Raw genomic sequence first — 15,338 nt, forward strand, 5'->3', positions numbered from 1 at the left:
AAATAATGGACAGACAAACAATATTAATTTTGCGTTTAAACGGATGAGGGAATTGTCAAAGTGCCAGAGCCGTTTTATTCGACTAAATTAACAACGACCCCTTTTATTTTCTAATGATGTTTGGGTAAAAGGATAATTCTTTTTACTCGAACATCTCTTCTTTTTTAAATGTATCAGCAAGATGATCAAGCAAGGCCCGTATTCTTGCCGGTAGGTGCCGGTTTGAGGCGTACACAGCGTTTAATTCCAATATGCTTGCTTCATAGGGTTCAAACAATAACTGCAATGAGCCGTCTTTTACGTAAGGTTCAGTCACGTATTGTGGGCCCATGCCTATTCCCAGCCCTTGGGAAGCCATATGGGTGACGGCTCTGGGGGAGTTAGAAGCAAAATCGCCGCTAACATTGACGGTAAAAGTATTGCCACCTTCTTTGAACTTCCAGTTTTCAGGGTCGTTTTGAGAAGTCTGCAACAAACAATTATGTGTCTCAAGCGCACGGGGATGGTTTGGTTTGCCATTGCGCTTTAAATACTCAGGAGAGGCAAAAAAAACAATACGCATATCCATCAACCTTTTAGCGATCAGCGTTGAATCCTTCAACGGTCCGAACCTCACAGCAACATCCACACCTTCATCGATGATAGCCACGTACCGATCAGACAAGTTCAACTCAACATTGATCTTCGGATGCTGGGCTAAAAATGGGGCCAGTGTATCGACTAATTTGGTACTACCAAATGCGGTAGGTGCGGTTAAGCGAACCGTGCCAGACAGTGCAGACTGTCGATGCTGAATGACATCTTCTAGCTCTTCAAATTGTTCCAACAAAGGAACGCATCGCGCAAAATACGCCTGCCCAGTTTCGGTCAAGGTAACACTGCGCGTAGTGCGGTGGAACAACAAAGCACCGTGCTTTTGCTCCAGCTGAGCAATGTATTTACTCGCCAGTTTAGTGCTTATGCCTAGTTGCTTGGCACCACCAGTGAAAGATTTTTGCTTAGCCACCGCAATAAACGTGCGCATGCCATCCAGTGTATCCATAAAAGCTCCCTATGTTTCCCCGTGTAGTGTTCGGCCTAATTTATGAACATTTTGTACATAGTGATTCTATAAATCAACATATTGTTCATAAGAAACTCAACGCCTAATATTTACCCATGTCACGACAGGTCAGTGGCTAACATCAGAAGTCATCAGTCAACGATTAAATAAGGTAAATATCATGTCAAACGCCATTAAAATTCACGGTTTTCCATTATCCGGTCATGCCCACCGAGTAGAGTTATTTGCGAGTGTTGCAGGCATAGCCCATGAAGTTATTTATGTAGACTTACCCGCTGGGGAGCATAAACAAGCCCCCTTTCTGGCTCTCAATCCATTAGGTGTAGTACCAGTAATTGAGGATTCAGACGTGGTAATTCACGATTCAATATCAATCTTGATTTACTTGGCACGCAAATATGCCCCTTCATATATTCCGCAAGATCTTGCCAGCGAAGCTGAGATGCATCGTTTTCTTGCCATGTCTGCAGGGGAGATATCCTACGGCCCTGGTGCAGCAAGGTTAATTAACGTTTTCAACTCGCCGGTTGATCCTGTTTTCGCTAAAGAAACAGCAGCAAAAGCCCTGACAAAATTGGAACAACAACTCGATGGCAATGACTTCTTAGTGGCTAATAAAGTAAGCCTAGCCGACTTCGCGATATACAGCTATGTCGCCCACGCTCCCGAGGGTGATGTGTCTCTTGACCCATATCCGAATATACGTCGCTGGTTATCTAACGTAGAAGGGTTAAGCGGTTTCGTTCCTATGCAGGCTACAAAAGCGGGACTGGTAAAGTAAGTGTTTGTTTTAGCGGCTCTGCCTTTCAATGAATAGATTTGAGCCCGACATTCTTTTGCATCACCAGTTTAATATTTTGGCAAATGCTTTTCCGGCGCACTGCGCTAATGGAGTCATTATGAACACACACATTACTTCAAGTGCTTTTCACGAAGGTGAACAGCAAATGCAAAGAAGTGCCGGAAGTTACGAAAAAATGCGTACTATTGGCCGCCGCGCGATTCGCGAATTTATGCCTGATCAACACAGGCAGTTTTTCCAACAACTCCCGTTTATGGTGCTGGGTAGTACATCAGATAAGGGGCAACTTTGGGCGTCAATTTTGCCCGGCATACCGGGCTTTGTGATGTCTCCTTCACCGACCAAGCTCACAGTAAACAGCCCAATTTTATCAGGTGACCCATTAGCCACAGCAATCAAACAAGGCGCTCGCTTGGGTTTATTGGGGGTAGAAATGTCGACCCGGCGTAGAAACCGCGTCAACGCTTGTGTTACTAGCGCAGCGAACAACCAATTTGCTTTAGAGGTTGAGCAATCTTTTGGGAATTGTCCGCAGTATATTCAAACTCGCGACCTTCATTTTATCCGTTCGCCAGAACTACCATATCAAGCACCGGCAGCTGAAACGTTCTTCGAATTAGGCGATGCCTTAAAGACCTTCATCCGCCAAGCGGATACGTTTTTTGTTGCCAGTTCTGCGGGTCACGAACCTTCAAACGAAGTAAACCGTCAGGTATCTGCCCATAATGCTATGGGGGTTGATGTGTCACACCGTGGTGGCATGCCAGGTTTTATAAAGGTTGACGAAAACACCCTCACTATTCCTGATTATGCAGGGAATAACTTCTTCAATACGCTGGGTAATTTCCTGTTAAACCCCAAAGCGGGTTTACTGTTTGTTGATTTTACCAGCGGCGATGTTTTTATGTTAACCGGCACGGTTACATTACTGGCGAGTGACTCACCTTTAATAGAAGGGTTTCAAGGTGCACAGCGCGGCTGGCAATTTACCCTAACCCAAGGCGTGACATTAAAAGCGGCACTCCCATTTCGCGCCAGCTTCGATAGCTACTCTCCCAATTCTCAAGCCACCGGTACTTGGTCACAGACAGAAGCGGTGTTAAAAGCACAAGCTAAACGTAACCAGTGGCGCACATTTACCGTCAGTAAAATCGAAGACGAGAGCAGTACAATCCGTTCATTTTACTTGCAGCCAAAAGATGATTCTCCTGTACTGCCATTTTCCCCAGGGCAACACTTAACCCTGCGTATTAAACAGCAAAACTCTGATAGTTGGCTTGTGCGCAATTACACTGTATCCAGTCCCCCAACGCAAAGTGGTTATCGTATTTCAGTCAAACGTGAAGAGTATGGTGTGGTATCAAGTACCTTGCATTCTCGAATATCGATTGGCAGTGAAATACAGATTAAAACACCAAGCGGCCATTTTTTTATCGATAACACACAACAGCGCCCAGCCATTTTAATAGGTGCAGGTGTGGGCATAACGGCAATGGTGGCCATGGCAAATGATGCACTTAATGAAGGTATACGCACTCGCTATATCCGCCCAATGGCAGTTATTCAAGCGGCCAAAAATAGGCAGCAACGTGCTTTCTATGCAGAACTGAGCAACATTGCAAAGCACAGCGCTGGGCGTATTCAGTATCATTCTGTACTAAGTGATATTCACTACGCTCAGACAGAGAGTTCTGCGGCATCGAACGATTACACTTCCCAAGGGCGAATTAGCCAAAGCTTGGTAATGGACGTGCTTAATGCAACGGCCACAGAGCATAGCGACGATTTCCCATCGCTGTTCGACAAAGACTTTTATCTGTGTGGTCCTCAGGGATTTATGCAAAGTATGTATGACTTACTGATCGGCATTGGTGTAAAAGATGAAGATATTCATGCCGAAGCGTTTGGGCCGTCTTCTTTAGCCCGTCAATTAGCAGATACCAGCAACCACGCTGAGCAAGAGGCTGAATTTGCTGTGATAAAGTTTGCTCACTCGGGTATTGAACAAAGCTGGAATAAAGGTGATCCCCCCTTACTAGATGTGGCCGAAAGCAAAGGGCTTACGCCACCATACAGTTGCCGCAACGGCCAATGTGGCTCATGTGCGGCTAAACTAAAAAGTGGTGCTGTAACGTATCGTACCAAGCCAAGTGCGCATATTGACGCATCAGAAGTATTGTTATGCTGCGCGGTACCAGCGAAAGATAGTCAAACAATCACGTTAGCCTTGTAATCGAATTAAAAACGTTAATTTACCCAAAGAGGATTTAAAAATGAGTACACGCCCACCACTGCCCCCCTTTACCCGCGAAAGCGCCATCGAAAAAGTGCGTCTAGCAGAAGATGGCTGGAACAGCCGTAATCATGAAAAGGTATCACTTGCTTATACAGTGGATACCAAATGGCGTAATCGCAGCACTTTCGTGAATAACCGCGAAGAAGCCGCCGCATTTTTAAAAGGAAAATGGGAAAAAGAATTGGAATATCGCCTGATAAAAGAGTTATGGGCTTTCACTGAAAATCGTATTGCAGTGCGTTACGCGTATGAGTGGCACGACGACAGCGGCAACTGGTTTCGCTCCTACGGCAACGAAAACTGGGAATTCGATGAAAATGGTTTAATGCAAAACCGCTTCGCTTGCATCAACGACTTACCCATCAAAGAATCAGAACGAAAATTCCACTGGCCTCAAGGACGCCGCCCCGACGATCACCCAGGGTTATCGGAATTAGGGTTGTAAGCACATCGGATACATTCGATAAAGCTAGCTCTAGCTAGGCGTTCGTGCAGAACGCCTTACCTAATTCCCCTGATCAAAAACACCGAGTGCCCTCACGCGCACCAACAGTGCACTAACAGACAGGCATGAAAATTCTTTTATTTTCAGAGTCTCTATAATGAAAAATCAGCAGTAAAGTTATTCGACTTGTTTAAAATGAATGACTTTTTATCTTCCCCCTTAACGTTAATAAATAGCTTTGTGCTGTGCCTATAAATATCTTTGACTGCACCATTTATTAGTTGAATAACACTTGCTTGTTTAGGTATTTTTATCTGCATAAAAGACACCGATGCTTCATGTCCCAATTTTACAGTACCTTGTCCAAGCGCTATGCTTTTATCTTTTACCTTGCTCTTATCCAGAGCCATATTTTTATCTCTTACAGTGATTTTAAGTGTGGAGTTTAAATGCTCGAGTAATTGTTCTTTAAATTGTTCAGGAGTGGCGTAAGGTGAATCAGAGAAGTGTATTCGCACTTCTTTTCTAAAGGCATCCAAAGATGATGTAATACGTAAATTCCAAAGATTATTTTCCGTTTCGGTCAACACTATAACCGAATAGTCAAATCCATGGGCTTTAACTCCTAACGGAAAACACAATAAAAAAAATAAAAACATAGTAAGTTTCATAAAAATAAATCCAGTAAATATATGCTTGCTTAGGTAAAAAACCTGAATCACGTTAATGTGACCCAGGTACTCTTTTTAGTAGTTAAGGAGGTCCATCACCACCTTCGTCTTCATTTTCAGCCCAAGCACCGTAGAAACAATCGAGAAATTCATTACTTTCTAAAGACAGTACATGATAGTGATAACCTCTGGTTGCATCTTCATGTCCTCTACACTCATCTAAATCAGTCGCGTCATTACCATTCGCATCTAATTTAGCGTAAAGCCCATGTCCATCTAAAGCATATCCAATCATGGCAGAGTGGTCGTCAGACTGTTCAATTCTAGTTGTCATACCAGTATCACCGTGATAATGGTATCCCCCACTATTATTTACATGCCCACCAGCATCATCTACAGGCGCAATTTGATACCCTGCAAGAATAATATCTATGTCTGCTGGATGGTCAAAATTAACACCATTAAATGCAAGCCCTCTGACTGAAGGACCATACTCAACGCCTCGTTCCTCTAAAGTGGGCCCGTCACTTAACACTACAGGTTCATCTTGTTTACTAGGTGTAATGGGGATTAAATATGAAGTCTCAGTACTCACCCATTCAGGTAGGCATTGTGCGCACATATTAGTAAATTCATCTTCTATATTTGGATCCGCACCCTGTTCGCATTGCTCTGCAGTTTCCATTCTGCGCACACTGCCGTCATCTTCATACATCTTAAAGCCTGGATCATCATAGTATGTCGCGAGATTTAAAATAAACGGACCATCCAGGTCGTTTATTTCACCGTTATCAAACCATAACCCGCCACTTTCCGCGGTATCATAAATGGTTTCTGGACACCAAGGCCCCATGTCATGTTCCGATGCGACGTGTTTAGACGTGATTTCATAACACAGTGTTTCGGTACCATCGGTCAATGTACAAGATACGGTATCCACACTGAGATTATCACTGGTTAAAAACAAAGTGGCATCAACGTCTAAGACAACAGATGACTCATCTGAATCACTATCATTGGTATCATCAACTACTGTACTATCACCATCATCACTACTGCCACATGACGCCATAGCAAGGCCAAATAAAATAGCAGCTACTTTTATTATCGTATTATCCACACAACTCTCCTTTAAGAAAATTAAGACAGTGTTATACATAGGTGTATTTTCAATATGCCAAGCTACGCGTAACAAAAGGGTAAACATCAGGCATTGGAGAACATTATTAATCCCCTATGCCATAGCTTTAAGTTACATGTTCTAGAATAAAAAAGTGTGCAAAAAATAAGGACTCTATCAGGACATAAATGGTCACTCCCGTTTGATCAACAGGTTTTCGTTGTCTTTCGCAAACTTCTAAGCGTTATGTTGTCATAATTGGTCTTTTTCCAAACAGCTTTTGCATAAAATGAAGTACGGTCTTGTGACTTATATCCGGCATCTTTATGGCGATATTCATGCTCGCTGTGCCCTCATGTGCACTAACATGCATTAAGTCGTCTAAACCTCACACCTTAATATAACTTGTAACAAGGGATGTTTATTGGCCCGCGAGAATAGCTTTATAAAAATGGGTCGTTAATAATGTCGTCTTCCATTTAAGTCCTCGCGCGACCGCCAAAGAGACTTTATCTTCAATTTCTGTATAAGGACATAATGCATGCGCTTTGCGTCTATTGATGTACTTCGTGGTGTTGCCATTTTGGGTATTTTGTTCATGAATATCCCTTTTCACGCCAACATTTATCTCGGTTATGTGCCTTTTGAGCCAATGTTACTGTCAGATAAGCTGATGAATTTGTTTTACAGCATTTTTGCTGACGGTCGGTTTAGAAGCGTGTTTTGTATTTTGTTTGGCGCTGGTATCGCAATTCAATATGAGTCGTGTAAACGAAAAGGAATAGATAGCAGCATATTTTTAAAGTCTCGTTTGAATTGGTTGTTGTTCTTTGGGGTTTTGCACGGCGTGTTTATTTTTGGTGGCGATATTCTCATGTTATATAGCGTGGTGGGGGTTGTGTTGGTCGGTGGTCTATCCGAAGATCCAGACTCATTACTAAAAAAAGCCCGTAAGCTTTTGACTATAGGTAGCGCGTTAATCTTAATAATCGCGATTGTGCTCATGGTTTTTTCTGATCCTAGTGAAAAAATACTCAGAGGCTCTGAACAATACATAGAAGACATAGCACTTTGGCAGGGCAATTACGGCTTTCAGACATTAGTTAACGCAGGGGTCTCTATTGGTTTGTTACTTTTGTCGCCGTTAACTCTTTTTTGGCAGACTTTGGGGCTGATGTATTTGGGGGTGTATTTGTATCGAACTGACTTTTTCTCTCAGGGGTTTTCGACTGCGACATGCATTAAAATTCTAATTTGCAGCATCGTAAGTACCCTTTTGATGATTGCTCCTCAATTATTAATAGATGACCTTAGTCCTGAAGTGTTGCCATTGTTGTCGAGTGTTTCAGCCATTTTTGTTGGATTACTTTACGCCCACATTATCGTTAAGGTGTGTCAATCGCACAGCAGATTAGTCAAGGTATTCGCTAATACGGGCAAAGTGGCATTTAGTCTATATATTTTGCAATCTATTGTAATGGGCATTTTACTGCGATGGCTAATACCTGATTTTGCTTTAGCGGCCAGCCTAGTGGATTACTTTCTGATTGCCTTGAGTTATACGCTCATCCAAATCGTGGTGGCGAATCTATACCTACGCTACTATGCACAAGGCCCTCTAGAAACGTTATGGAGAACACTCTACAGCCGAAGTGTTGATAAAAAACTGCAGGCGGCAAATATACAGTCAAATACAAAGGAGCTTGGCCAGTAATTCTTGATGGTCAAGTTAATCAATCGTTTTTGCAAGCTCCGCTAGGTCTATATGTTTGAATGGACCACCATATACTTGTGATATCAGATCATACTCTTTTTCTTTCTTAAATAGGCGGCAAACTAGTAGTTGACAATATACCAAGATGATTAACGCTGGGGACTCCCACCCATGAGTATAATTGGACATAATCGCAACTAATGCTTATTCTGTAAAAGTTGGTAGAGCAAAATAAATTAATCTTTTTGTTATAAGAATGTTAACGGCGTTGGGGCAGATACGGCAATTATGGATTCTATTCTTCTTATTATTTTTATCTCTCTGGCTATTGCCTGCGTGCTTAATTTGGTCTTAAAAAAATTCTCAATTTCACACATTATCGGTTACATCATTACCGGTACGATTATTAGCAATATTTTTGATTTTAATGGCAGTGAGAATTTAAGTTCGTTAGATTTAATTGGTGAATTTGGCATAGTGTTTTTGATGTTTACCATAGGGTTGGAAATGTCCTTTGCCAAACTCAAAAAAATGCGTGAAGTGGTGTTTATAAACGGTACTTTGCAAGTGGTGCTCAGTGCGCTGGTGATATATCCTGTTGCCCATTATATCTTTGCATTGGATTCCATTTCTTCAATCGTAATCGCCTTGTCTTTTAGCTTGTCGTCTACCGCCATCGTGCTGACTTATTTAAAAAAATCCAAAGATATCGTCACGCCTTATGGTGAAAAATCTGTGGCTATTCTGATATTTCAAGACTTGGCGGTGATACCCATTCTGCTATTGATTAGTTTTTTAGCGAACAACGAACTGTCAATGCAGGAAATTCTGATTAAAACCTTGCTGTCTGCCTGCGCCGTCATTCTGTTTATGTTTACCTTAGGCAAAAAGCTGATTGAATGGTTATTACATTTTTCTACTAATGCCAAACTTGAAGAGCTGTTTTTAGGTTCGGTTTTAACCATAGTGATAGGTGCATCGTTACTGGCTCACGAAATGGGATTTACCTATTCTCTTGGAGCATTTATCGCCGGGATGATCATTGCCGAAACCCATTACCACGTTAAAGTTGAATCGGATATCGCTTCATACAAAGACGTGTTGCTTGGAGCGTTTTTCTTTTCTATTGGCACTAAGATAGATATCTATTATTTCTACTATGAGTTTTTCTTAGTACTCGGTGTATTACTATTGGCTATGTTAGTTAAAGGGGTAATCATTTTTGGTTTGATTAGGCGTAAAGCTAACAAAAGTGACGCCATTAAATCTGCCATTGCGTTGTGCCAAATTGGTGAATTTTCATTTGCGATTTTTTCTTTAGCTGCAAACCAGCAAATTATTTCTGAGCAGCTGGGAAGTTTCCTAATTTTAGTGACAGTGTTGTCAATGATAGTGACACCTTTTATGGTGAATAATATCTATAAGTTAGCCTCGTATTTTGTGGTGGAGTTTTTTGAGTCAGACAAAATTACACCTATAGCAGCCACTAACCATATCGTTATTTGTGGTTTCACAATTGTAGGGCGTATTGTTGCAACTGAGTTAAGTAAACAAGGCAAAAATTTCGTGATTATTTCGGATAACTTATCTCATGTGTTATTGGCTCGTGATCGAGGTTATATGGCTTATTTTGGGCACTTAGAAAAGCTACCAGTATTAGAGTCGCTTAAGGTTGAGCAGTCTGCAAATATCATTGTCACAATGAATACGTTGCTAACCAAAAAGATAATCTGTCAAGCAGTATTGGATTATTACCCTGAAGCAAAGCTTATCGTTAAGGTCAACAGCCGCGCCGAGCAATCAGCCTTGTCAGGGTTGCATATACAGGCTTTTGTTCACGCTCGTCGTGAAGCTGCTTTGTTACTGGTTAAAAAAAGTTTGGATTCGGCAGCTTGATTGCATTTTTGCCTTCAATATAAAACTTAAATCATTGAACACCCTAGAGTTGTAAAAAAATTCTAGGTTATTTGTACTTAACTTAACAGCACAATGATTGAACCTAGTCTGCTGCTGTGCCAAGATCATTGGCGATATTACTCTCACAATTCTAATGGACAGCCGTTGCGTCAGATACTCCTGTTATTGTTGCTACTGCAATTTTTATTCTTTGCGTTTAGTGTACGTGCCGAATTTAGTACTTGGACTGAATTCAAAAGCTCACATTTTAGGCTTTATTCTGATCTTGATAAGCAACAAGTAGAAAGTGCCTTGTTGGATTTTGAGGTGTTTAGAGCGACCTTGGTTGAGTTATTACACTTAGACAATAAGAACTTTGCACCAGTCGATATCTACGTTTTTAAAAGTCAAAACGATTACGCAAAAATACAACCCAACCGCAAAGTCAGTGGTTTTTTCATGGATACCGTTCGGGGACCAGTAATGGTAGTTGGGCCCGGAAATTTAAGAAAACTCGATTTGAGTACTTTATATCACGAATATTTACATTATTTGCTTAGAGTGAATTCAAGTTTCAGATATCCACGTTGGTTTGATGAAGGCATTGCCGAACTTTATTCGAGTTTGGAATACGATGAGAATTATGTGGTTATTGGTAAAATGGCTAATCGAGCAGCAGGGAAATACGCGAATAGTGGTTTGCTCGATTTAAAAAGTTTATTGACCCAAACCGATATTATGTCTGCATCGAATAACATCATTCAGAAATATTATTCAACGGCTTGGCTTTTTGTACACTTTTTGCAATTTAGTAGTGTGAATGGATTTGAGGATTACAACGATTCGTTGACTAAATTTTTAAATCTGTACAATAAAGGAATGGCTCCTATTGAGGCGTTTGAGCAATCTTTTGCTGTCAGTATTGATGAACTACAAAAACAATTAGAGCGCTACAATCGTAAACGGATCTTATATGCCAAGCGCTTTACAATACCTGAGTTTAGTTTGGATTATCAAAGCGAAGAGCTTAGTCAGGGCCTGCTTTATGCCAATATGTCTCATTTAGCTTTTTCCAAAGGTCAACGCAAAAGTTCCGATAGGTTTCTCCAACAAGCCTTAGAGCTCAATGAGCCAAAGGCGCTATCGGTCAAGTCATTTTTGTTGGTACGCCAAGGGAAAACCACTCAAGCATTAACTCTATTGGATGGATTAGTTCGCACTAAAAATCTGGATGCAGAGGTTTACCTAAATATAGGGCAGGCATACAAGGAACTGATCAAGCGATTACCCAAACGCAACGATGAAATGCGTCGGCTAGCGATATATTATTTAGAACAAGCGAAAAAGAAGGGGCGATTCAGTCAAACCCAAGTATTTCTAGCGGATTTATACTGGCAGATTGGTGAGTACCAAAAATCATCCGAGGAAATTATCGCAGCGGTGAGCCTAATGCCTTCGAATATCTATCTTAACTATAGAGCCGGCTCATACATGGTGAAAATGAAAAACAAGGAATATGCTCACTTTTTCCTAGGCAACGTGATTAATTGGTCAAAAAACTCGCAGCAAATTGCCCAAGCAAAAATATGGTTGGAGAGCCTTTAATCTTTGTCACCATGGCCAGAGCAAGTTATTTTCATTATCGTTAGCGGTGTTCTAGTACTTTGCATACTTGCTCCCCTTCAAAGAGAGTTGCAAGCTTTGACGGCGAGCGCTTCAAAAGTTGCGTGTCGTTATTACCTAACGAATAAAAGCCGAATCAAAAAAGCAAAGGAGGGGATTTGCCGTTGCATCAGGAACCATAAATCAACACCAAAATAGCGAAAACAAATCCAATCCCCGCTATTTTTAAACCATTCTTAAATAATTTGGTTTTGGGTAGAAACATTATAAAAGCCGACACCACAAAAAATAATAGGCTTAGACCAAAACTAATATTGAGCCAATAAAGCGGGCTATTAGTGGTCGCTTTGTGTAATTTAACTAGCTTTTGAAGCACTTTGGGATAGTCTTTTTGGTTAACGACCGCTAGTCCAGAGGTTTTGTCATAGGTTCCTTGTTTAAAGATAATCGTAGATTCATCTTGCTCTAGTACTGCAAAACCCTTGATCCGTAGTTGCTCACCTAAAGCGTCAGCGCTGAGTTGTGTCGCTAGCTGATGTTGTTCTTGTTGTGGGTATTTCAGTATGTCGGTGTTTCTGAAAATTAACAAAATACCGCTGATAGCATAAACGGCCATAATGCCAGAAAGGAAAAATCCTAACCAACGATGGTATTGACGCAAAGTACTGTGAAGCTTAGTAGATGCCATAGAGTTTATTAGACCAAACATAGGTGGTGAATTGGCTTATAAGGTACTTCATTCATCCGCTAAGGTTAATATGCTTGACGGATTTTTTACCAAAAACCAACTGTTGTTTTGATTTAGATCTATTTAAAGGGTCGCCACAGGTTTGATAACACAAAAGATTTGGTGAAAATCACGCAAAGGTATAACCTATTGTTAATGTTTTATTAACTTTATCTGCACAGGAGCCTTATAAATATGGCAAAGAAAAATCTATTGGACGTCTTTAAAAGTGTCGCTGCCAGTATGCTAGGCGTACAAAGTGACGCCAATTATAAGAGTGATTTCGAACAGACCTCTTTTGTGCCTTATGCCATAGTGGGAGTGTTATTTGTACTTGGTCTGATTGGTATATTAGTGTTGATAGTGAATCTAGTACTTTAAAACAGGAATCGTTAAATTTGGCTTAACTTTTCGAGTGCGCTTTTGTCTAAGATGATGATCTTTCCATATTTAATGTTTATGACATTTTCTTTTTGTAAGCTTTTCAATATTTTGTTGACCGTTTGCCTAGAACTATGAATCAGTTGCGCGAGGGCATCTTGAGAAATAGTTAATTCATTTGCTAGTGTATCTTGTTGTTCTTCTAATCCTTTGTGTAACAAGCTTAGCCTTTTACACAGCTGACCTTTTAAAGATAAACACCCCGTTTCATCTAAAAGGGTGAAAGTAGCACGAACTCTTTGACACAGAAGGCGCATAAGGTGCTGCGACCAATCCTGATGCTCATTGAACATTTTCTCAAAAGCTGACTTGGTGATTTTTAATAGCGTCGTTGTATCTTCAGCATGTCCATCGTGCGTGCGTGGTTGTCCATCAATCAGTGAAATTTCGCCAAACCAATTTCCCGGTTGAATCCACGTTAGTACCAGCTCCTTGCCTTCTACTGAAAAGTTACTGACGCGAATTCGACCACTGAGTACACAGTAAAATCCGTCCGCCAAATCATTTTTTTTATGCAATATTTGTTGATCGTTCAGTACTTTTAGCTTTCCATTATCAAGTAATGTATTTGCTAATGATTCTGGAAGGGAAGCAAACCATGGATTTTGCGAAAGGATCTGACGGATTTCGTGTGATTTCATAAAAACTCGACAATTGTCAATTTGGCGACAGTTTAGTTTGTGCCCTCTAGCTTATCGTAAGCTGATTAATATTCAACAGAGAAAGAAACGAATGACAACTTCAGTAAAACAACAAGTGAGTGAACAAGAATGGCAAACCCGAGTTGATTTAGCTGCGTGTTATCGAGCCGTCGCCATGCATGGTTGGGATGATCTAGTGTTTACGCATATTTCAGCCAGAGTGCCGGGGCCAGAACACCATTTTTTAATCAATCCTTATGGAATGATGTTTGAAGAAATCACTGCGTCCAGTTTGGTTAAAATTGACTTACAAGGCAATAAAGTCATGGAGTCGGATTATGAAATTAATCCAGCAGGATTCACTATTCATAGTGCTGTGCACGAGGCCCGAGATGATGCGAAGTGTGTGTTGCATTTACATACAGCCGCAGGTATTGCAGTGTCAGCAAGTAAACAAGGGCTTTTACCCCTTAGTCAACAATCGTTGTTTCCACTTTCGTCACTGTCTTACCATGACTATGAAGGTGTGGCATTAAACCCTGATGAAAAATCACGTTTAGTAGCAGACCTAGGTGAAACGTATTTTATGATTCTTCGCAATCATGGGTTGTTAACCTGTGCTGAAACTATTGCAGATGCATTTGTGTATATGTATTTTCTGGAATGTTCTTGCCAAATTCAGCTTAAAGCACAAGCTAGTGGCCAAGAATTGAACCTTATTCCGTCGCAGATTTTAGCAGGAATACAAGCCCAAGCTAAACAAGTTACACGCTCCGCTGGCGGTGCTTTGGCGTGGCCTGGAATATTACGTAAGTTAGACCGTATCAATCCTGGATACGAGCTTTAATAGTTGTTACAACGTGATTTAGAAGCCTATATAAAAAATGCTGAATTCAGTGAGTTGTGCGGACACCGTATTGCTCACTGGCAATCATTGGACTTCCAAACAAACCCTCACAAAGAAACCATTTTGTTTATTCACGGATTTCCTAGTGCAGCGTGGGATTGGCATTATCAATGGCAACATTTGGCTGAGCAATACCGCTTAGTTAGCTTAGATTTATTAGGCTTTGGTTTGTCTGCTAAACCGACAAACTATCAATATAGCTTGCTGGAACAAGCTAATATTATAGAGTTGCTATTGAGGCAATTGGGAATTGAAAACTATCATATTCTTGCACATGACTATGGGGACTCGGTGGCACAAGAGTTATTGAGTCGCCACAATATATCGGGTCAATCGGCTAAAATTCTGTCGCTTTGTTTTCTAAATGGAGGGTTATTTGCCTCTCAACATCGACCACTATTGACACAAAAATTATTAAAAAGTCGAATCGGTGGTTTGGCAAGTTATTTCATGAACAAGGCGAGTTTAAGTCGAGGATTTAAAAAAATATTCGGTGCTAAGAGTCAGCCCCAAGATGATGAGATAGATACTCTGTGGCAACTCATTGAATATAATCATGGTAAAAGAGTGTTACCGAATTTATTGAGCTATATTGACGAGCGCCGCGAACAAGGCCAACGTTGGACCTCAAATATGCTCAGAACATCGATACCTCTATATTTTATCAATGGGGTACAAGATCCTATCTCTGGCCAACATATGCTTGACCACTATATTGAAATTATTCCTAATCCGAAAACTACCGCTCTAGATGTGGGGCATTATCCACAACTTGAGGCACCTCAAGACGTTTTAGATTTGTATCAAGCATTTTTGAATGAGGTAATTGTTTAAACTTTGTGCAATAGACACTATGTTCTAAACAAACTTAACTTTGATTAGAAACGTGTCGAAACAGCGCCAATTTGTTGCTGTCAAATAAAGCTGTACCTAGCTGCTGTGAGTTATATAGATTCTCGGTAATGGGTCGGCAACTGGGAATAGTTAATTCA

14 protein-coding genes are annotated in these 15,338 nt (G+C 40.9%); 9 read left to right on the top strand and 5 right to left on the bottom strand.

Features of this window, described 5'->3' with window-relative positions:
* Window positions 1-142: 142 nt before the first annotated feature.
* Entirely contained in the window at window positions 143-1,042 is a 900-nt protein-coding gene (locus tag KO534_RS11895; RefSeq protein WP_215929873.1) for a LysR family transcriptional regulator, read from the bottom strand.
* A gap of 181 nt (window positions 1,043-1,223) precedes the next feature.
* Here KO534_RS11895 and KO534_RS11900 point away from each other — a divergent pair, with 181 nt between their 5' ends.
* The 3 genes from KO534_RS11900 (at window position 1,224) to KO534_RS11910 (ending at window position 4,606) form a co-directional block, all read left to right on the top strand.
* Entirely contained in the window at window positions 1,224-1,844 is a 621-nt protein-coding gene (locus tag KO534_RS11900) for a glutathione S-transferase family protein (protein ID WP_007992017.1), read from the top strand.
* Window positions 1,845-1,962: 118 nt separating this feature from the next.
* Window positions 1,963-4,098 (top strand): FAD-binding oxidoreductase, encoded by a 2,136-nt coding sequence (locus KO534_RS11905; protein ID WP_215929874.1) that lies wholly within the window; start codon window positions 1,963-1,965, stop codon window positions 4,096-4,098.
* Window positions 4,099-4,138: 40 nt separating this feature from the next.
* Window positions 4,139-4,606 carry a DUF1348 family protein gene (locus KO534_RS11910; RefSeq protein ID WP_008306371.1) on the top strand — a complete coding sequence of 156 codons (468 nt, stop codon included), beginning with the start codon at window positions 4,139-4,141 and terminating at the stop codon, window positions 4,604-4,606.
* A gap of 152 nt (window positions 4,607-4,758) precedes the next feature.
* Here the strand turns inward: KO534_RS11910 and KO534_RS11915 are convergent, their stop codons facing one another.
* Window positions 4,759-5,277: a hypothetical protein gene (locus KO534_RS11915; RefSeq protein ID WP_215929875.1), complete on the bottom strand. Its 519-nt coding sequence runs from the start codon at window positions 5,275-5,277 to the stop codon at window positions 4,759-4,761.
* A gap of 82 nt (window positions 5,278-5,359) precedes the next feature.
* The gene (locus KO534_RS11920; protein ID WP_354667931.1) at window positions 5,360-6,397 is read right to left on the bottom strand and encodes a YHYH protein; all 1,038 of its coding nucleotides are present in this window, start codon (window positions 6,395-6,397) and stop codon (window positions 5,360-5,362) included.
* 541 nt (window positions 6,398-6,938) lie between these two features.
* On the opposite strand from KO534_RS11920, the gene KO534_RS11925 reads away from it, so the two are divergent.
* The 3 genes from KO534_RS11925 to KO534_RS11935 all read left to right on the top strand — a co-directional run bounded on the left by KO534_RS11925 (window position 6,939) and on the right by KO534_RS11935 (window position 11,612).
* The gene (locus KO534_RS11925) at window positions 6,939-8,111 is read left to right on the top strand and encodes a DUF418 domain-containing protein (protein WP_215929876.1); all 1,173 of its coding nucleotides are present in this window, start codon (window positions 6,939-6,941) and stop codon (window positions 8,109-8,111) included.
* Between the two features lie 288 nt (window positions 8,112-8,399).
* Window positions 8,400-10,007, top strand: coding sequence for a cation:proton antiporter domain-containing protein (locus KO534_RS11930; RefSeq protein WP_215929877.1), 1,608 nt, complete (start codon window positions 8,400-8,402; stop codon window positions 10,005-10,007).
* 165 nt (window positions 10,008-10,172) lie between these two features.
* Window positions 10,173-11,612 (top strand): tetratricopeptide repeat protein, encoded by a 1,440-nt coding sequence (locus tag KO534_RS11935; protein WP_215929878.1) that lies wholly within the window; start codon window positions 10,173-10,175, stop codon window positions 11,610-11,612.
* A gap of 187 nt (window positions 11,613-11,799) precedes the next feature.
* Here the strand turns inward: KO534_RS11935 and KO534_RS11940 are convergent, their stop codons facing one another.
* On the bottom strand, window positions 11,800-12,318 hold the full coding sequence (locus KO534_RS11940; protein ID WP_215929879.1) for a PepSY domain-containing protein: 519 nt from the start codon (window positions 12,316-12,318) through the stop codon (window positions 11,800-11,802).
* 234 nt (window positions 12,319-12,552) lie between these two features.
* Between KO534_RS11940 and KO534_RS11945 the strand changes: the two genes are divergently transcribed.
* Window positions 12,553-12,738: a DUF2970 domain-containing protein gene (locus tag KO534_RS11945; RefSeq protein ID WP_215929880.1), complete on the top strand. Its 186-nt coding sequence runs from the start codon at window positions 12,553-12,555 to the stop codon at window positions 12,736-12,738.
* An 11-nt stretch (window positions 12,739-12,749) separates the two neighbouring features.
* On the opposite strand, the gene KO534_RS11950 is transcribed toward KO534_RS11945, so the two are convergent.
* Window positions 12,750-13,439, bottom strand: a complete 690-nt coding sequence (locus tag KO534_RS11950) for a Crp/Fnr family transcriptional regulator (RefSeq protein WP_215929881.1) — start codon at window positions 13,437-13,439, stop codon at window positions 12,750-12,752.
* Between the two features lie 91 nt (window positions 13,440-13,530).
* On the opposite strand from KO534_RS11950, the gene KO534_RS11955 reads away from it, so the two are divergent.
* The gene (locus KO534_RS11955) at window positions 13,531-14,286 is read left to right on the top strand and encodes a class II aldolase/adducin family protein (protein ID WP_215929882.1); all 756 of its coding nucleotides are present in this window, start codon (window positions 13,531-13,533) and stop codon (window positions 14,284-14,286) included.
* A 3-nt stretch (window positions 14,287-14,289) separates the two neighbouring features.
* Complete coding sequence (locus tag KO534_RS11960; RefSeq protein ID WP_215929883.1) at window positions 14,290-15,180, top strand: alpha/beta fold hydrolase; 891 nt, start codon at window positions 14,290-14,292, stop codon at window positions 15,178-15,180.
* Window positions 15,181-15,338: the final 158 nt, after the last annotated feature.

It is taken from the genome of Paraglaciecola arctica, assembly GCF_018861065.1.
Taxonomy (GTDB): Bacteria; Pseudomonadota; Gammaproteobacteria; order Enterobacterales; family Alteromonadaceae; genus Paraglaciecola; species Paraglaciecola arctica_B.